Below are 16,713 nucleotides of genomic sequence, written 5' to 3'. Positions count from 1 at the left end.
CTTACGGTCCCCCTACCGCACTCATCAGGCACGTTCCAGGGGGAACCTTGTCCGCCCAAGTAGCACGACCCGCACCTCCCGCCCGCTCAGGGGCCGCAACCGCCATCGGCTGGATCCTGACCATCGGCCTCAATGTCGTGGCGCCGATCATCACGTACAACACGCTCGTCGACGACCACGGCTGGAGCGAGTTCTCGGCGCTGCTGCTCAGCAGCGCCTGGCCGGTGCTGGACACCGCCATCAGCGTGGCCTGGCGGCGCAAGCTCGACGAGTTCGCCATCGTCACCCTGGTGTTCATCGTCATCACGGCCGCCGTCTCGCTCATCGGCGCTCAGTCGGCCCGCGCCCTGCTCATCAAGGATTCGGGCGTGACCGGGCTGTTCGGGCTGCTCTGCCTGGCCACGCTGCTCGCACCGCGCCCGTTGATGTTCTACTTCGGCCGCAAGTTCGCCACCGACGGCACCCCGGAGAGCACGGCCTGGTGGAACGGCCTGTGGCAGTACGAGGGCTTCCGGACCACGATGACCCGGATGACGCTGGTCTGGGGCATCGCGTACGTCATCGAGGCCGTCGTCCGCATCGCCTTGGCGTACGCGCTGAGCACCAAGACCATGGTGACCCTCAGCCCGATCATGATCTACGGAGTGCTCGGCGCTCTGGGCGTGTGGACCGCCATGTACGGCAAGCGGTCCCAGGCGGAGGGCGAGCGCCGCGCTGCCGCCGCGGCGGCAGCCGAGGCTTCGGCCGCCTGAGACGGAGCACACGTGAAAGGCCGGTGGCCCGGGGGGCAGCGAGCGCACCGGGGCCCCCGGCCTTCCGAGCGGCGGAACCTAGCAGCCGAGCAGGCGGCTGCCGAGGTAGCTCTGGATCTGGTCCAGGGAGACGCGCTCCTGCTTCATGGTGTCGCGCTCGCGCACGGTCACCGCGTTGTCGTCCAGGGTGTCGAAGTCGACGGTGACGCAGAACGGCGTACCGATCTCGTCCTGGCGGCGGTAACGGCGGCCGATGGCGCCCGCGTCGTCGAACTCGATGTTCCAGTTCTTGCGCAGGTCGGCGGCGAGGCCCTTGGCCTTCGGCGACAGCTGCGGGTTGCGGGACAGCGGCAGGACGGCGACCTTGATCGGGGCCAGGCGCGGGTCGAGGCGCATCACGGTGCGCTTCTCCATGACGCCCTTGGCGTTGGGGGCCTCGTCCTCGATGTACGCGTCGAGCATGAAGGCGAGCATGGCGCGGTTCACACCGGCCGCCGGCTCGATGACGTACGGGGTGTAGCGCTCACCGGCCTCCTGGTCGAAGTAGGTGAGGTCCTGGCCGGAGGCGGCGGAGTGGGCCTTGAGGTCGAAGTCGGTGCGGTTGGCCACGCCTTCGAGCTCGGAGAACTCGTTGCCACCGAAGTTGAAGCGGTACTCGATGTCGGCGGTGCGCTTCGAGTAGTGGGACAGCTTCTCCTTCGGGTGCTCGTACCAGCGGATGTTCTCCTCGCGGATGCCGAGGTCGCGGTACCAGTTCCACCGCTCGGCCATCCAGTACTCCTGCCACTGCTCGTCTTCGCCCGGCTTGACGAAGAACTCCATCTCCATCTGCTCGAACTCGCGCGTGCGGAAGATGAAGTTGCCCGGAGTGATCTCGTTCCGGAAGGACTTGCCCATCTGCGCGATGCCGAACGGGGGCTTCTTGCGCGAGGTGGTCTGCACCATGGCGAAGTTGGTGAAGATGCCCTGGGCGGTCTCGGGGCGCAGGTACGCCTTGGAGGCGGTGTCCTGGCTCGGGCCGAGGTGGGTCTCCAGCATGCCGGAGAACTGCTTGGGCTCGGTGAACTGGCCCTTCACACCGCAGTGGGGGCAGTTGATGTCGGCGAGACCGTTCTCGGGCAGACGGCCGTGCTTGGCCTCGTACGCCTCTTCAAGGTGGTCCGCGCGGTGGCGCTTGTGACAGGCGGTGCACTCGGTCAGCGGGTCCGAGAAGGTGGCGACGTGGCCGGAGGCCACCCAGACCTCGGGGGCCAGGATCACGGACGAGTCGAGACCGACGATGTCCTCACGCCCGGTGACCATCGCCTTCCACCACTGGCGCTTGATGTTCTCCTTGAGCTCGACACCCAGCGGACCGTAGTCCCAGGCAGCCCTGGAACCGCCGTAGATGTCACTGCACGGGAAAACGAAGCCACGGCGCTTGCTCAGGCTGACGATGGTGTCGATCTTGTCGGCGGCCACGGTGCTCTCTTCATTACGAGGACGAACGGCGAAGTCTTTAGGTTACCGGCGCCCGCACCCCCGCTTTCAAGTCGGTTCCCCTTCCGCAGCCCGGGCCCGGGGCCCTCCACCTGGGTTTTTGACAATCGTTTCCATTTTTGATGAAAATGGATGTCATGAACGTACGACGCCTCATACCCAGTGCCGCCCTCGCCGGAGCCGTCGCCCTCGCCGCCACGGCCCTCACCGCCTGTTCCGGAGCGAGTGCCACGGGCAGCAAGGACGGCAAGCTCCACGTGACGGCGTCGTTCTACCCGATGCAGTTCCTCGCCGCGCAGATCGGCAAGGAGCACGTGAAGGTCGACACCCTGACCAAGCCGGGTGTCGAACCGCACGACCTGGAGATCACCCCGAAGCAGACCGGCCAGCTGGGCGAGGCCGACGTGATCCTCTACCTCAAGTCCCTCCAGCCCGCCGTCGACAAGGCAGTCGCCCAGTCCGGCGTGAAGAACGTCGTCGACGCCGCGACCCTCACCGAGCTCGAGGTCCACGCCGCGTCCGGCCACGACCACGACCACGAGGGCGAGGCGGGTCACGGCGACAGCCACGGCCACGGCGAGGCCGGCGCGGACCCGCACATCTGGCTCGACCCCGCCAAGTACGCGGAGGTCGCCAAGGGCGTCGGCGCGGCCCTGGAGAAGGCCGACCCCGGCCACGCCGCCGACTACAAGAAGAACACCGACGAGCTGGTGGGCAAGCTGACCGGGCTCGACACCGAGTTCAAGGACGGCCTGACGAACACGGCCACCAGGACCTTCATCACCACCCACTCCGCCTTCGGCTACCTCGCCGAGCGCTACGGCCTGGACCAGGAGGGCATCTCCGGCGTCGACCCGGAGGCCGAGCCGAGCCCCGCCCGGGTCAAGGAGATCCAGGAGATCGCGAAGAAGGACAATGTCACCACCGTGTTCTTCGAGACCCTGGCCAGCGACAAGACGGCCAAGACCCTCGCGAAGGACACCGGCCTGACGACCGACGTCCTCGACCCGCTCGAGGGAATCACCGACAAGTCCCAGGGCGCTGACTACTTCGAGGTCATGCGGTCCAACCTGAAGAACCTCCAGAAGGCACTCGGTAGCAAGTGATGACAGCAGCAACGGAGGCGCCAGCCATGCAGTCCACGCCCCGACAGGCAGATGACCAGGCCGTCATATCCCTGCGCGGGGCCACGGCCTCGCTCGGCTCGCGCCCCGTACTGCGCGGCATCGACCTCACCGTCCACCGCGGCGAGGTCGTCGCGCTGCTCGGCGCCAACGGTTCCGGCAAGTCCACGGCCGTGCGCGCCGTCGTCGGCCAGGTCCCACTGACCGACGGCTCCCTCAGCCTCTTCGGCACCGACTTCAAGCGCTTCCGCGACTGGTCGCGCATCGGGTACGTCCCGCAGCGCACCACCGCCGCCGGCGGCGTCCCGGCCACCGTCCGCGAGGTCGTCTCCTCCGGCCGGCTCGCCCGCTCCCGCTTCGGCCTCCTGCGCAAGGCCGACAAGGAGGCCATCGAGCACGCCCTGGCCCTGGTCGGCATGGACTCGCACGCCGACGTCTCCGTGGACGCCCTCTCCGGCGGCCAGCACCAGCGCGTCCTCATAGCCCGGGCGCTCGCCGTCGAACCCGAACTGCTGATCATGGACGAGCCGATGGCGGGCGTGGACCTCGCCAACCAGGAGGTCCTGGCGAGCGCCCTGCGCGCCCAGGTCGCCGCCGGCTCCACCGTCCTGCTCGTCCTGCACGAGCTGGGCCCGCTGGAGCCCCTGATCGACCGTGCCGTCGTGCTGCGCGACGGCTGCGTCGTCCACGACGGCCCGCCGCCGGAGGCCGTGGGCCAGCACGCCCTGCCCGGCCACGACCACGTACACCCCCACGCGGCGCACGACGCCGAGCCCCTGCGGACGGGACTGCTGAGCTGATGGACATCCTCGACTACGCCTTCATGCAGCGAGCGCTGATCGCGGCCGCCCTGGTCGGCATCACGGCGCCCGCCATCGGCACGTACCTCGTCCAGCGCCGCCAGGCGCTCATGGGCGACGGCCTCGGCCACGTCGCCATGACCGGTGTCGCCCTCGGCTTCGTGCTCCAGACCAGCCCGGTCTGGATGGCGACCCTCGTCGCCGTCGTCGGCGCCGTCGGCATGGAGCTGATCCGCGCCCGCGGCCGGACCAGCGGGGACGTCGCCCTCGCCATGCTCTTCTACGGCGGCCTCGCCGGCGGTGTGATGATCATCAACCTCGGCGGCGGCCAGACGGCCAGCCTCCTGGGCTCCATGTTCGGTTCGATCACCACCGTCGCCGCCGAGGACGTGACCGCGATGGCGATCCTCGCCGCGTTCGTCGTCGCCGTCGCGATCGGCCTGCGCAGGCAGCTCTTCGCCGTCTGCCAGGACGAGGAGTTCGCCCGGGTCACCGGCCTGCCCGTGCGCGCCCTGAACCTGCTGATCGCGGTCACCGCCGCGGTCACCGTCACCGTCGCCATGCGCATCGTCGGCCTGCTGCTGGTCAGCGCGATGCTGGTGATCCCGGTCGCCGCCGCCCAGCGGCTCACCCGCAGCTTCGCCGCCACGCTAGGCCTGGCCATGGCCATCAGCGTGACCGTCTCCCTGACCGGCACGGCGGCCACCTACTACATCAACGTGCCCTCGGGCGCGACGATCGTGCTGCTCGCGATCGGCGTCTTCATGGCGCTGACCGCCCTCTCCGCCCCCCTGGCCCGCCGCCGGGCCAAAGCCGCCCTGGCGGTCGAAGAGGTCTGCACGCGCGACGATGTGAAGGTCTAGCGGGCTGGCACAATGGCCGCAGGCCTATACGAGGAGGAACCGGTGGCGACTGCGCCTGGCGAGACGAATACCGCGCCAGTACGAGGACGATCCACCCGGCAGCGGGCCGCCGTGGCGGCGGCGCTGGACGAGGTGGACGAGTTCCGCAGCGCCCAGGAGCTCCACGACATGCTCAAGCACCGTGGCGATTCCGTGGGCCTGACCACCGTCTACCGCACCCTCCAGTCGCTCGCGGACGCCGGCGAGGTCGACGTGCTGCGCACCAGCGACGGCGAGTCCGTCTACCGGCGCTGCTCCACCGGGGACCACCACCACCACCTGGTCTGCCGCAAGTGCGGCAAGGCGGTGGAGGTGGAGGGCCCGGCCGTGGAGAAGTGGGCGGAGTCCATCGCGGCCGAGCACGGCTACGTGAACGTGGCCCACACGGTGGAGATCTTCGGCACCTGCGCGGAGTGCGCGGCCGCCGCCTGACCCCGCCTAGAGCCGCTTCAGGTTCCGGTCCAGGATCGCCCGTACCCGGTCGACATCGGCCGGGTTCCGGGCACCCCGCTTGGGCAGGATCATGATGGCCACCGCCCCCTTGCCCTCACTGAGCAGCACGAACGAGTCCGCCGTCTCCGCGTACGTCCGGTGGACGGTCCAGCCCATGCGTGTCGTCGAGGCCTGTGTCGCCACCTCGAACCCGGAGTCGTCGATGACGGTCCGGGTCCGCCCCGCCCTCGCCAGCAGCCCGCCGAAGCCCCGCGCCGTGAGCTGGTGGCCGAAGAGCGCGAGCGTCCACATCAGCACCCCCATGATCACGAGGGCGGCCGGCTTGTCGATGACGGGCTCCGACGCGAACACCGACGGCACGCCGAGGAGCAGCGCCAGCGTCCCGACCCCGCGGAACAGCCACAGCCTGCGGCGCCCCGCGGCCGTGTACCTGTCACGGGCCCGGAGCGCCTGCGCCATGTCCGCCTTGGTCAGCTGGTAGCCGAGCTCCACCATCTGCACGTCGTTCATGTCCATGACAGCGGAGCCTAGCGGTCGGCCGGGCTCAGCCGGTCGGAGATTCCGGCTGGTTCGGGACGGCCCCGCCGAAGCGGCGGTCGCGCTGGGCGTACTCCAGGCAGGCCGCCCACAGGTTGCGCCGGTCGAAGTCCGGCCACAGCACGTCCTGGAAGACCATCTCGGCGTACGCGCTCTGCCAGATCAGGTAGTTGGAGGTGCGCTGCTCGCCGCTCGGGCGCAGGAACAGGTCCACGTCCGGCATGTCCGGGTAGTACATGTACTTCGCGAAGGTCTTCTCGTTGACCTTCGACGGGTCCAGCCTGCCGGCCGCCACGTCGCGGGCGATGGCCTGCGCCGCGTCCGCGATCTCCGCGCGGCCGCCGTAGTTCACGCAGAAGTACAGGGTCATCGCGTCGTTGTCGACGGTCTGCTCCTGCGCGACCTGGAGCTCCTGGACGACCGACTTCCACATCTTCGGCATGCGGCCGACCCAGCGGATGCGGATGCCCAGCTCGTTCATCTCGTCGCGGCGGCGCCGGATGACGTCGCGGTTGAAGTTCATGAGGAAGCGGACCTCGTCGGGCGAGCGCTTCCAGTTCTCCGTCGAGAAGGCGTACAGGGAGAGGTTCTTGACGCCCATCTCCAGGCAGCCCTTGAGCACGTCCAGGACGACGCCCTCGCCGACCTTGTGGCCCTCGGTGCGCGGCAGGCCGCGCTCCTTGGCCCAGCGGCCGTTGCCGTCCATGACGACCGCGACGTGGTTCGGGACCAGCTCACCGGGGATCTTCGGCGGGCGCTCACCGGACGGGTGCGGCTCGGGAACCTTGTACTCGCGGCGAGAGCGTCCCAGAATCCCGCGTCGTGCCATGTGCCCAGCTCCTATTTCTCGACGTATCGCAGGGAGCGTAGCCCGCGCTCCAGATGCCAGTGCAAATAGGCCGAGACCAGCCCGCTGCCCTCCCGCACGTGACGCGCCTCGCACGCGTCGGCATGCCCCCAGTCGCCCGTCAGCAGCGCGCTGAGGAGGGCGATGGCCTCCGACGAGGGTACGACGCTGCCGGGCACACGGCAGTCCCCGCATATCACCCCGCCCGCGGCGACGGAGAAATGCCGGTTGGGACCGTGGATCCCGCACTTCGCGCAGTCCTCGAAGCTGGGCGCGTAGCCGTTGACGGCGAGGGAACGCAGCAGGAAGGCGTCGAGGATGAGGTGCGGTTCGTGTTCGCCCCGCGAGAGCGTGCGCAGGGCGCCGACGAGCAGCAGGTACTGCTGTACGGCGGGCTCGCCCTCGTTCTCGGTGAAGCGCTCGGCGGTCTCCAGCATGGCGGTGCCTGCGGTGTAGCGGGCGTAGTCGGTGACGATGCCGTTGCCGTAGGGGGCGATGATCTCGGTCTGGGTGCAGAGCGGCAGGCTGCGGCCGATCAGCTCGCTGCCGCGGGCGAAGAACTGCACGTCGGCGTGGGAGAAAGGTTCCAGCCGGGCACCGAATTTGGACTTCGTACGCCGCACCCCGCGGGCGACGGCCCTGACCCGGCCGTGGCCTCGGGTCAGCAGCGTGATGATGCGGTCCGCCTCACCCAGCTTCTGGGTGCGCAGCACGATGCCGTCGTCGCGGAACAGACTCATGCGCCCATTGTCGCCTGTACGGGGGGCCGTACGGGGACACCTCCGGGACGGCGACGGCCCCTCGTCCGGACGGGGGGAAGTCCGGGCGAGGGGCCATCACCCCTTGGGAGGGTCAGGGGGCCGGCGTTCCCGCGTCGTCGGCCTTCTCCGCCCCGGCCGGGGCGGCGGCGGCCTGGGCGGGCACCGCCGCGGAGACCGGCTCGGCCGCGACGGACTCCTCCGCCTCGGCCGGAGCTTCGGCGGCGTCGGCGGCCTCAGGGGCAGCCGGGACAGCCGGGGCGTCGGCCTTCGCCAGCCCGTTGAAGATCAGGTTGAGGACGATGGCGGCCGTGGCACCGAGGGTGACACCGCTGTTGAGCAGCGAGGACAGGTCTGCGTTCATGTGCTTGGTGAAGAACACGGGCACGGTCGCGGGGAGCAGGGCGAAGGCGAGGGAGACGCCCACGATCAGCGCGTTCTTCTCCTCCTTGAGCTCCACCTTGCCCAGGGTCTGGATACCGGCCAGGGCGACCATGCCGAACATCACGGTCGCGGCGCCGCCGAGGACCCCGTGCGGGACGGCGGCGACGATCGCCGCGGCCTTGGGCAGCAGACCCAGGATGATCATGAAGACGCCTGCGGCGACCACCACGAACCGGCTCTTGACCTTCGTCATCCGCACCAGGCCGACGTTCTCGGCGAAGGCCACGTACGGGAACGAGTTCAGGACACCACCGAGGGCGGTCGCCGCACCGTCGGCACGCAGGGCGCGGGCCACGGTCTCGCTGTCGACCTCCTTGCCCACGATGTCGCCAACCGCGTACGTGTCACCCGTCGTCTCGACCATCGTGATCAGCATGACGATCAGCATGAGGACGATCGGGAACCACTCGAACTTCGGGACGCCGAAGTGGAAGGGGGTGGTGACCCCGATCCAGGCGGAGTTGCCGACGTCGCCGAACTTCGCGTCGCCGAGGAGGAACGCGACCGCGGTGCCGCCGACCAGGCCGAGCAGGATGGAGATGCTGGAGAGGAACGGCTTGCCGATCCTCATCAGGACGAGGATGAAGAGCATCGTGCCGCCGGCGTACGCGAAGTTCTTCGGGTCTCCGAAGTCCGGGCTGCCGAGGCCGCCGGCCGCGTCGTTGAGGCCGACCGGGATCAGGACGATGCCCAGCACGGTGATCACGGTGCCCGTGACGACCGGCGGGAAGAGCCGCATGACCGTCCGGAACGCCTTGGCGGGCAGCCACGCGAAGGCGAAGGTCGCGATGCCGGCGGTGATGACCGCGCCGTAGATGACCAGCAGCGCGGCGGTCCCGCCACCCGCGCCGAGGCCGATGGCGATCATCGGGGAGACGGCCGTGAAGGTCACGCCCTGGATGAGCGGCAGCCGCGCGCCGATCCGGCCGATGCCCCAGGCCTGGATGATGGAGGCGATACCGCAGGTGAACAGGTCCGCGTTGATCAGGTAGACCAGCTGCTCAGGGCTCAGCTTCAGCGCGTTGCCCACGATGATCGGAACGATCACCGCACCGGCGTAGAAGGCGAGTACGTGCTGGAAGCCGTACAGCGCGAGCTTGGGGAGGGGGAGCACCTCGTCGACCGGGTGCGTGCTCTGCTCTCCGTCAACGGAAAGCCGGGCGGCGACACGTGCCATCTCTGCCTTGCCCTTCAAAGAGGTGAGGTAAGTGAGAGGAGATCTGGTTATCCCTGGCCGGAGTGGGTCGCTAACCCGTTTGTCCGCCAGGGTTGTCAGTGCGTTCACGTGAATCGAAGCCCCGCTGTGTTACAGGCGTCGTCTCGTCGTGTGACCGGAATTGAACGCCTGTGGGAGGCCTCACAGATATCGTCGACGTCTACAAATTGTTGACGGCCAGCGATCTTCGATCTGTTGGTTTCTCCAGTGGTGGAGACCTCGGCGCTGGAGTATGCAGAACGCCGCCCGAACGCATGCATTACCACCGCGCAGTTGCGAAGCTCCGCGCCAACTCCCCACCCCACGGCCCGTTGTGCGCTTCGGGCCCGCAAAGCAGCAGTCCCCGCTCCGGCCGTCCAAGGGGTGGGACGCGCCGCGTCCCGAGCGGACTTCACCCGGCCCGCATGCCCGCCCGGAGGGTGCGAATCCAGTCGCACGAGGCCGGATCGTTACGTCCGGCGGAGCCGTTTCGGGCGGTTTCGGCGAGCCCGCCCGTACACGGGGCGAGACGGCCCGTACACAAGCCGGGGCCCGGCGGATGCCCGCCGGGCCCCGGGGAGTGCCTCTCCGGTCGTTCGCACGCGCTCAGGGCGCCCGTACCGCCGACAGCAGCCGGACCACCTCGTCCGTGTCGATGCGCAGCGCAGCGCCGACGGTGGAGAGCACCTCGCGCTCCGCCGGCGTGTACGGACCGTCCGCGAGCGCGATACGGGCACCCTGCAGCAGGATCGATTCTCGGCCCGGGCCGGCCAGGTGCGGGGCCAGCGGCTCCAGAGCCTCGTGGAGCTCTATCGACAGCGCGGCCCCGCAGCATTCCGGGACGTCGTACAGCCCGAGCCGCCCCTGGTCGGTGGACAGTGCCTCCACGAGGGACTCCAGCTGCTCCTCCGCGCAGTCCTGGAAGCCCGCGGCCCGTACGGCGCTCACCGCCGCCTCCAGCGCGCTGCGCGAGGCCGTCCCGCCCGCGGCGAGCACGGCCAGCGCCACGGTGTGCACCGCGTCGCGCAGCATCGCGGTGAAGCGGGTGGTGGTGAGGTGGTCCAGGACGTCGACGTCGAAGCGCTCGCGGCAGCCCTGGCACTCGACGACGGGACCGGCGGAGCCGCGCGGCAGCAGCGGCACCCCGACGACGGTGAACCGGCGGCGCCCGGTGCGCCTTCGGTAGTTGCGGTCTCCACCACAGGCGGGGCAGAAGAATTCCCCGTCGCCCACGGTGCTCCAGGTGGTACGGATGCCCCAGACCGTCAGCTTCCGGCCGTCCCCACCCCGAACTGGCAGCACGTCGCACCTCCGTAACTCCCCCGTGGTCCCTCGGACACGGGCGGGGCCCCACCGGCAACGTCGCCGGGTTGGCGTGATGTTAGCCACATCGGTGAGGATGCGTCAGTCGTGTGACAAGACAACATGGCGCGGGACTCGGACTTGGCCGATCTGCGCCCCCCGCGAGCGCCCCCTATGGTCTGCGGCATGAAACAGAAGTCCTGCCTGGTGACCGGTGCCGCGAGCGGGATCGGCCGGGCCACCGCCCTGCTGCTGGCCCGCTCGGGTGCCCTGGTGACCGCCGCCGACGTCAACGGCCCCGGGGTCGAGGCCCTGCGCGCGGAATTGGCCGACGAGGGGCACGCCGTCACCGCCGTCGCCGGTGACGTCGCCGATCCTGAGGCCAACCGCGCGATGATCGCCGCCGCGGTCGAGGCCTACGGGCGCCTCGACGTCGCCGTGGCGAACGCCGGGGTGCTCCCCCTTTCGGATGTACGGGAGACCAGCCCTGACGACTGGGACCACGTCATGGCCGTCGACGGCCGGGGGATGTTCCTGACCTGCAAGTACGCCATCGAGGCGATGATCGCGCAGCCGCGGCCCGGCGGGGCGCTGGTCTGCGTGTCCTCGATCTCGGGGGTGGCCGGGCAGGCCCGGCAGGCGGCGTACGGGCCGGCGAAGTTCGTGGCGTCGGGGCTGACCAAGCACCTCGCGGTGGAATGGGCGGCGCGCGGGATCCGGGTCAACGCGGTGGCCCCGGGGACCATCCGTACGGAGCGGGTGCTGGCGCTGCAGGACGAGCCGGGCGGGCCGGAGTACCTGGAGGAGATGTCGGGGGCCCACCCGATGGGACGGCTCGGCGAGCCGGAGGAGGTCGCCCGGGTCATCGCCTTCCTGGCCTCCGACGCGGCCTCGTTCGTGACGGGCGTGGTCCTGCCGGTGGACGGCGGCTACCTGGCCCGGTGAGGCCCCGTGAAACGGCGGAACCCCGCCCCTCCGGGTGGAGGAACGGGGTTCGCGTGCGAGCGGGTCAGCGGCCCGCGCGGTTGACGGCGGAGATGACCGCCTTCAGGGAGGCGCGGGTGGTGTTGGCGTCGATGCCGATGCCCCACAGGACGCGGCCGTCGATCGCGCATTCGATGTACGAGGCGGCCACGGCGGAGGCGCCCTCGCTCATGGTGTGCTCGGTGTAGTCCAGCAGGCGGGCGTCGACGCCGATGCCGGCCAGCGCGTCGAAGAAGGCCGAGATCGGGCCGTTGCCGGTGCCGGTCAGGACCGTCTCGACGCCGTCCACGACCGCCTCGACGGTCAGCGTGTCCGTGCCGTCCTTGTCGGTGGCGGTCGAGCCCGAACGCAGCTGGATGCGTCCCCACGGGTTTTCGGGGTTGGGCAGGTACTCGTCGGAGAAGACGTCCCAGATCGCCTTCGGGGTGACCTCGCCGCCCTCGGAGTCGGTCTTGGCCTGGATGATCCGCGAGAACTCGATCTGCATGCGGCGCGGCAGGTCCAGCTTGTGGTCGTTCTTCAGGACGTACGCGATGCCGCCCTTGCCGGACTGCGAGTTGACCCGGATGACGGCTTCGTAGGAGCGGCCGACGTCCTTGGGGTCGATGGGCAGGTACGGAACGGCCCACTCGATGTCGTCGACGGTCTTGCCGGCGGCGGCCGCGTCGGCCTCCATGGCGTCGAAGCCCTTCTTGATGGCGTCCTGGTGGGAGCCGGAGAAGGCGGTGTAGACCAGGTCGCCCGCGTAGGGGTGGCGCGGGTGGACCGGCATCTGGTTGCAGTACTCGCTGGTGCGACGGATCTCGTCGATCTGCGAGAAGTCGATCTGCGGGTCGATGCCCTGGGAGAACAGGTTCATGCCCAGGGTGATCAGGTCGACGTTGCCGGTGCGCTCGCCCTGCCCGAACAGGCAGCCCTCGATGCGGTCGGCGCCGGCCATCAGGGCCAGCTCGGCGGCGGCGACGGCGGTGCCGCGGTCGTTGTGCGGGTGCACGGAGATGCAGATGTGCTCGCGGCGGGTCAGGTTGCGGGCCATCCACTCGAAGCGGTCCGCGTGCGTGGACGGCGTCGAGCGCTCCACGGTGGCGGGCAGGTTCAGGATGATCTCGCGGCCCTCGGACGGCTGCCAGACGTCACAGACGGCCTCGCAGACCTCCAGGGCGAAGTCCAGCTCGGTGTCCGTGAAGATCTCCGGGCTGTACTGGTAGCCGAAGACGGTCTCGGGGCCCAGCAGCTTCTCGGCGTACTCCATGACCAGGCGGGTGCCGTCGACGGCGATCTGCTTGATCTGCTCCTTGGAGCCGCGGAAGACGACCCGGCGGAAGGTCGGGGCGGTCGCGTTGTACAGGTGCACGGTGGCGCGCTTGGCGCCGACCAGGGACTCCACGGTCCGCTCGATCAGGTCCTCGCGGGCCTGGGTCAGTACGGAGATGGTGACGTCGTCCGGGATCGCGCCCTCTTCGATGATGGAGCGGACGAAGGCGAAGTCCGTCTCACCGGAGGACGGGAAGCCGACCTCGATCTCCTTGTAGCCCATGCGCACCAGCAGGTCGAACATCTCGCGCTTGCGGGCGGGGGTCATCGGGTCGATCAGCGACTGGTTGCCGTCACGCAGGTCGGTGGACAGCCAGCGGGGAGCCTTGGTGACGCGGGCGTCCGGCCAGGTGCGGTCGGAGATGTCCACCTGCTCGTACCGGCCGTACTTGTGGATGGGCATCCCGGAGGGCTTCTGGGTGTGGGTCGCGTTGGTGATGGGCGTGGGGCGACCGACAAAAGTGTGCTGACTCATGGCGTTGGGCTCCTCGCGTGTCCGCGTGTAGTTCGCTGGGACGGCCGACAACGGTCGCAAAACCGCAACACCAAACTCCGCGGGGAGGGGGTCGGCCTACGACTACAGACCCTCGCCGCGGCAGCTAAGGAGAAGCAGCCCGATACGCATGATGGGCCGAGCCTAGCCGAGCCGCGCCGTAAAGCGAGGACCTGTTTCAGTATGCAAGACCCGCCTGTCCGATTTGTACCTAATGTGAGTTACGTCTCTCTCCATCCCCGCGAGTCGGGCCTATCCGTCAATCAGGCGCCACGGATTTCAGACAAGTGAATGAATCATGGTCGCAGGTAGTGACACGACGATAACCCACTGCCACATTGCCGGGCATGGATGCCTCCCACGCTCACCACCGCCACCCCGTCTTCTGCACGGTCGTGCCGCCCCACCTGCTCGACAAGGCCGCCCGGTCCGCCGACTCAAGGCGCGCCGATCTCGCACAGCGCACGCTGGAACGCGACTCCATGCTGCGCACCCGGCGCCGGGTCACCTCCGTCCGCGGGATCGTGCCCACGCTCGGGACGCCCGCCTCCGACGAACCGGACCGGACAATTTACGACGCCCAGCACCGCACCCGGCTGCCCGGGAGGAAGGTGCGCGCGGAGGGCGACCCGGCGGGCAAGGACGCCACCGTCAACCGTGCGTACGCGGGGCTCGGGGCCACCTTCGAACTGTTCCTGAAAGGCTTCGGACGGCGCTCGATCGACGACGCCGGGCTGCCGCTGGACGCGACCGTCCACTACGACGAGGACTACAACAACGCCTTCTGGGACGGGCAGCAGATGGTCTTCGGCGACGGGGACGGGGACCTCTTCCTCGACTTCACGGTGTCGGTGGACGTCATCGGGCACGAGCTGACCCACGGGGTCACGCAGTACTCGGCGAACCTGGAGTACCACCAGCAGTCGGGCGCCCTGAACGAATCGATGTCGGACGTCTTCGGCTCGCTGATCAAGCAGTACTCCCTGGAGCAGACCGCCGACCAGGCCGACTGGCTGATCGGAGCCGGGCTGCTGGGACCGAACGTCACCGGGGTCGCGCTGCGGTCGATGAAGGCACCGGGGACGGCGTACGACGACGACGAGCTCGGCAAGGACCCGCAGCCGGCGACGATGGACGACTACGTGACCACCTCGCGCGACAACGGCGGGGTCCACATCAACTCCGGCATCCCCAACCACGCCTTCTACATCGTGGCGACCGAGCTGGGCGGCAAGGCCTGGGAGCGGGCCGGCCAGATCTGGTACGACACCCTCACGGGCGGACAGCTGGCCTCCGACGCGGACTTCGCGGACTTCGCCCGGCTGTCGACCGCCGCGGCCGTCGCCCGGTACGGGAGCGGGGGCGCGGAACACCAGGCGCTCCAGAAGGCGTGGTCGGCGGTGGGCGTCCCGCTGGCGGGGTAGAAGGCCACGCATGCGGATTCAAGTGGTACGGACGGGCGGTTTCGCGGGCATCGAGCGCCGGGTCGAGGTGGACACCTCGGGACTGGAGGACGAGGCCGAGTGGCGGGCGCTGGCCCAGCTCGCGCTGCGGCCCGGTCCGCCGGGGCACGCGGCGGGCCGGATCCGGGACGGCTTCTCGTACCGGATCACTGTGGACGGGCGGACGGTGTCCTGCCAGGAGCCGAACCTGTCCGACGCGCAACGGGCACTGATCACGCGCGTCCTGAAAGAAGGTGCCTGAGAACTGCCGCTTTGCTTGGATGGCCGGATGACCGACCACATGATCGATTCGCTGCTGTCCGAGCTGGAGCGGTACTACGACACGGTGCCGCGGGTGGGCGGGGCGCGGGCCGAGGACTTCGGGCCGCTGACCCTGTTCGTCCAGGAGGGCGGCGGCTGGCCGTACTACGCGCGGCCCGCGCTCGGCGGCCCCGAGGCGACCGCGGCGGCCGTGGAGCGGGTACTGGCCCGGCAGCGGGAGCTGAAGGTACCCGAGGCCTTCGAGTGGGTGGCCGAAACCAGCCCCTCGCTGCGGGCCGCGGTGGAGGCGGCGGGGCTGCATGTCCATGCACACCCGCTCATGGTCCTCGACCCGTCCGCCGTACCGGTCCCCGCGCATCCGGAGGTCCGCCTCCTCGGAGCCGACGACCCGCTGCTGACGGCGGCGGTGACGGTCCCGACCCTGGCCTTCGCCGCTCCGGGTACGGCGATAGGCGAGGCGGGCCCCGCGGAACTGGCGGCGGCGATGGCCGGTCCCGACGCGGGGGCGCGCCGGGCGCGGGTGTCGGAGATGCTCGCGTCGGGCCGTACCGGCATGGCGGCGGCCGTGCGGGACGGCGTGGTCCTGTGCTCCGGCCAGTACAACCCGGTCGGGGACGTCGCCGAGGTGGTGGGCGTCGGCTGCCTCCCGTCGGCCCGCCGGCAGGGCCTGGCCCTCGGGGTCACGGCGGCCCTGGTCGCACAGGCGCTGGAGCGGGGCGCCCGTACGGTCTTCCTCTCCGCCGGGGACGAGGACGTGGCCCGTGTCTACGGCCGCATCGGATTCCGCCGCGTGGCGACGGCCCTGATCGCCGAGCCCCCGGCCTGAGGCAGGCCTGACGGGTCTTGCCGGTGACCGGTTTTGCCGGAACGGCAACGGTATTTGCCCGCCCGGGCGGTACCGGCGCAGCATCGGCCGTACCGGCAGACCCGTACAGGAAGAGGCCACCATGTCCCACCACCAGCACCAGGATCACGCCGCGGGCGAGGAGTTCTGGGACGCCCGTTACAGCGAGAGCGACCGCATCTGGAGCGGCCGGGCCAATGCCGTCCTGGTCCGCGAGGTCGCGGACCTCACCCCCGGCCGGGCCCTGGACCTCGGCTGCGGCGAGGGCGCCGACGCGGTGTGGCTGGCCCGGCAGGGCTGGCACGTCACCGGGACCGACATCTCCGGGGTGGCCCTGGAACGGGCCGCCCGGCACGCCGACGAGGCGGAGCTCACCGGCGGCGTCGAGTGGCAGCGGCACGACCTCGGCGAGTCCTTCCCCGCCGGGGAGTTCGACCTGGTCTCCGCGTGCTTCCTGCATTCATACGGGGACTTCCCCCGCGAGCGGATCCTGCGGACGGCCGCCGCGGCAGTGGCCCCCGGCGGGATCCTTCTGATCGCGGGCCACGCGGGCGGACCCTCGTGGGACCCGGACAAGCACGCGGAGATGGGCTTCCCGACCCCGGACGAGGTCCTGGCGCAGCTGGAACTGCCCGAGGGCGACTGGGAGGTCCTGCTCGCGGCGGAACACGTGCAGGAGCTGACCGCACCCGACGGCCGTCCCGGGACCCGCCCGGACAACGCGCTGAAGGTGAGGCGGCTGCGCTAGGAGTCCGGGCGCG

At 70.0% G+C, this 16,713-nt stretch carries 17 protein-coding genes; 10 read left to right on the top strand and 7 right to left on the bottom strand.

Going from position 1 to position 16,713, the window contains the following annotated elements; all coding sequences use genetic code 11:
* Positions 1-47: 47 nt before the first annotated feature.
* Entirely contained in the window at positions 48-752 is a 705-nt protein-coding gene (locus ACFYOB_RS18830) for a VC0807 family protein (RefSeq protein WP_388560950.1), read from the top strand.
* A gap of 78 nt (positions 753-830) precedes the next feature.
* Here ACFYOB_RS18830 and ACFYOB_RS18825 read toward each other — a convergent pair whose 3' ends face one another.
* Positions 831-2,213 carry a glycine--tRNA ligase gene (locus tag ACFYOB_RS18825; protein WP_328925644.1) on the bottom strand — a complete coding sequence of 461 codons (1,383 nt, stop codon included), beginning with the start codon at positions 2,211-2,213 and terminating at the stop codon, positions 831-833.
* Between the two features lie 155 nt (positions 2,214-2,368).
* Between ACFYOB_RS18825 and ACFYOB_RS18820 the strand changes: the two genes are divergently transcribed.
* From ACFYOB_RS18820 to ACFYOB_RS18805, 4 genes are read left to right on the top strand one after another with little or no spacing between them, the layout of a single operon-like run.
* Complete coding sequence (locus ACFYOB_RS18820) at positions 2,369-3,337, top strand: metal ABC transporter substrate-binding protein (protein WP_388560949.1); 969 nt, start codon at positions 2,369-2,371, stop codon at positions 3,335-3,337.
* Between the two features lie 26 nt (positions 3,338-3,363).
* Entirely contained in the window at positions 3,364-4,155 is a 792-nt protein-coding gene (locus ACFYOB_RS18815; protein ID WP_388560948.1) for a metal ABC transporter ATP-binding protein, read from the top strand.
* Entirely contained in the window at positions 4,155-5,018 is an 864-nt protein-coding gene (locus ACFYOB_RS18810) for a metal ABC transporter permease (protein ID WP_388560947.1), read from the top strand. The genes ACFYOB_RS18815 and ACFYOB_RS18810 overlap by 1 nt, the downstream gene beginning before the upstream one ends.
* Positions 5,019-5,060: 42 nt before the next feature.
* Positions 5,061-5,489 carry a Fur family transcriptional regulator gene (locus ACFYOB_RS18805; protein WP_388560946.1) on the top strand — a complete coding sequence of 143 codons (429 nt, stop codon included), beginning with the start codon at positions 5,061-5,063 and terminating at the stop codon, positions 5,487-5,489.
* A 6-nt stretch (positions 5,490-5,495) separates the two neighbouring features.
* Here ACFYOB_RS18805 and ACFYOB_RS18800 read toward each other — a convergent pair whose 3' ends face one another.
* From ACFYOB_RS18800 to ACFYOB_RS18780, 5 genes are all read right to left on the bottom strand, one after another.
* Positions 5,496-6,026, bottom strand: coding sequence for a YcxB family protein (locus tag ACFYOB_RS18800; RefSeq protein WP_388560945.1), 531 nt, complete (start codon positions 6,024-6,026; stop codon positions 5,496-5,498).
* Positions 6,027-6,054: 28 nt separating this feature from the next.
* Complete coding sequence (locus ACFYOB_RS18795) at positions 6,055-6,876, bottom strand: isoprenyl transferase (protein ID WP_388560944.1); 822 nt, start codon at positions 6,874-6,876, stop codon at positions 6,055-6,057.
* Between the two features lie 11 nt (positions 6,877-6,887).
* Positions 6,888-7,634, bottom strand: a complete 747-nt coding sequence (gene recO / locus ACFYOB_RS18790) for a DNA repair protein RecO (RefSeq protein ID WP_030757462.1) — start codon at positions 7,632-7,634, stop codon at positions 6,888-6,890.
* Between the two features lie 112 nt (positions 7,635-7,746).
* Positions 7,747-9,273: a nucleobase:cation symporter-2 family protein gene (locus ACFYOB_RS18785; RefSeq protein WP_388560943.1), complete on the bottom strand. Its 1,527-nt coding sequence runs from the start codon at positions 9,271-9,273 to the stop codon at positions 7,747-7,749.
* A gap of 624 nt (positions 9,274-9,897) precedes the next feature.
* Entirely contained in the window at positions 9,898-10,593 is a 696-nt protein-coding gene (locus ACFYOB_RS18780; protein ID WP_388560942.1) for a TerB family tellurite resistance protein, read from the bottom strand.
* 186 nt (positions 10,594-10,779) lie between these two features.
* On the opposite strand from ACFYOB_RS18780, the gene ACFYOB_RS18775 reads away from it, so the two are divergent.
* The gene (locus tag ACFYOB_RS18775; RefSeq protein ID WP_388560941.1) at positions 10,780-11,538 is read left to right on the top strand and encodes an SDR family NAD(P)-dependent oxidoreductase; all 759 of its coding nucleotides are present in this window, start codon (positions 10,780-10,782) and stop codon (positions 11,536-11,538) included.
* 64 nt (positions 11,539-11,602) lie between these two features.
* On the opposite strand, the gene leuA is transcribed toward ACFYOB_RS18775, so the two are convergent.
* Positions 11,603-13,366, bottom strand: coding sequence for a 2-isopropylmalate synthase (leuA, locus tag ACFYOB_RS18770; protein WP_388560940.1), 1,764 nt, complete (start codon positions 13,364-13,366; stop codon positions 11,603-11,605).
* Positions 13,367-13,731: 365 nt separating this feature from the next.
* Between leuA and ACFYOB_RS18765 the strand changes: the two genes are divergently transcribed.
* From ACFYOB_RS18765 to ACFYOB_RS18750, 4 genes are all read left to right on the top strand, one after another.
* Positions 13,732-14,808, top strand: a complete 1,077-nt coding sequence (locus tag ACFYOB_RS18765; RefSeq protein ID WP_388560939.1) for a M4 family metallopeptidase — start codon at positions 13,732-13,734, stop codon at positions 14,806-14,808.
* A 10-nt stretch (positions 14,809-14,818) separates the two neighbouring features.
* Positions 14,819-15,088, top strand: a complete 270-nt coding sequence (locus ACFYOB_RS18760; RefSeq protein ID WP_388560938.1) for a protealysin inhibitor emfourin — start codon at positions 14,819-14,821, stop codon at positions 15,086-15,088.
* Between the two features lie 27 nt (positions 15,089-15,115).
* Positions 15,116-15,934, top strand: coding sequence for a GNAT family N-acetyltransferase (locus tag ACFYOB_RS18755; RefSeq protein WP_388560937.1), 819 nt, complete (start codon positions 15,116-15,118; stop codon positions 15,932-15,934).
* 121 nt (positions 15,935-16,055) lie between these two features.
* Positions 16,056-16,700, top strand: a complete 645-nt coding sequence (locus ACFYOB_RS18750) for a class I SAM-dependent methyltransferase (protein WP_388560936.1) — start codon at positions 16,056-16,058, stop codon at positions 16,698-16,700.
* The last annotated feature ends 13 nt before the right edge of the window (positions 16,701-16,713 follow it).

The organism is Streptomyces sp. NPDC006463 (genome assembly GCF_042870715.1).
GTDB lineage: Bacteria > Actinomycetota > Actinomycetes > Streptomycetales > Streptomycetaceae > Streptomyces.
Note: the sequence above shows the minus strand (reverse complement) of the source record. Positions and strands in the feature narration are given on the sequence as shown.

Coding starts and splice junctions, on each gene's coding strand:
- ACFYOB_RS18820 (WP_388560949.1), top strand. CDS start 2,369: ATGAACGTACGACGCCTCATACCCAGTGCCGCCCTCGCCGGAGCCGTC.
- ACFYOB_RS18815 (WP_388560948.1), top strand. CDS start 3,364: ATGCAGTCCACGCCCCGACAGGCAGATGACCAGGCCGTCATATCCCTG.
- ACFYOB_RS18810 (WP_388560947.1), top strand. CDS start 4,155: ATGGACATCCTCGACTACGCCTTCATGCAGCGAGCGCTGATCGCGGCC.
- ACFYOB_RS18800 (WP_388560945.1), bottom strand. CDS start 6,026: ATGGACATGAACGACGTGCAGATGGTGGAGCTCGGCTACCAGCTGACC.
- ACFYOB_RS18795 (WP_388560944.1), bottom strand. CDS start 6,876: ATGGCACGACGCGGGATTCTGGGACGCTCTCGCCGCGAGTACAAGGTT.
- recO (WP_030757462.1), bottom strand. CDS start 7,634: ATGAGTCTGTTCCGCGACGACGGCATCGTGCTGCGCACCCAGAAGCTG.
- ACFYOB_RS18785 (WP_388560943.1), bottom strand. CDS start 9,273: ATGGCACGTGTCGCCGCCCGGCTTTCCGTTGACGGAGAGCAGAGCACG.
- ACFYOB_RS18775 (WP_388560941.1), top strand. CDS start 10,780: ATGAAACAGAAGTCCTGCCTGGTGACCGGTGCCGCGAGCGGGATCGGC.
- leuA (WP_388560940.1), bottom strand. CDS start 13,366: ATGAGTCAGCACACTTTTGTCGGTCGCCCCACGCCCATCACCAACGCG.
- ACFYOB_RS18765 (WP_388560939.1), top strand. CDS start 13,732: ATGGATGCCTCCCACGCTCACCACCGCCACCCCGTCTTCTGCACGGTC.
- ACFYOB_RS18760 (WP_388560938.1), top strand. CDS start 14,819: ATGCGGATTCAAGTGGTACGGACGGGCGGTTTCGCGGGCATCGAGCGC.
- ACFYOB_RS18755 (WP_388560937.1), top strand. CDS start 15,116: ATGACCGACCACATGATCGATTCGCTGCTGTCCGAGCTGGAGCGGTAC.
- ACFYOB_RS18750 (WP_388560936.1), top strand. CDS start 16,056: ATGTCCCACCACCAGCACCAGGATCACGCCGCGGGCGAGGAGTTCTGG.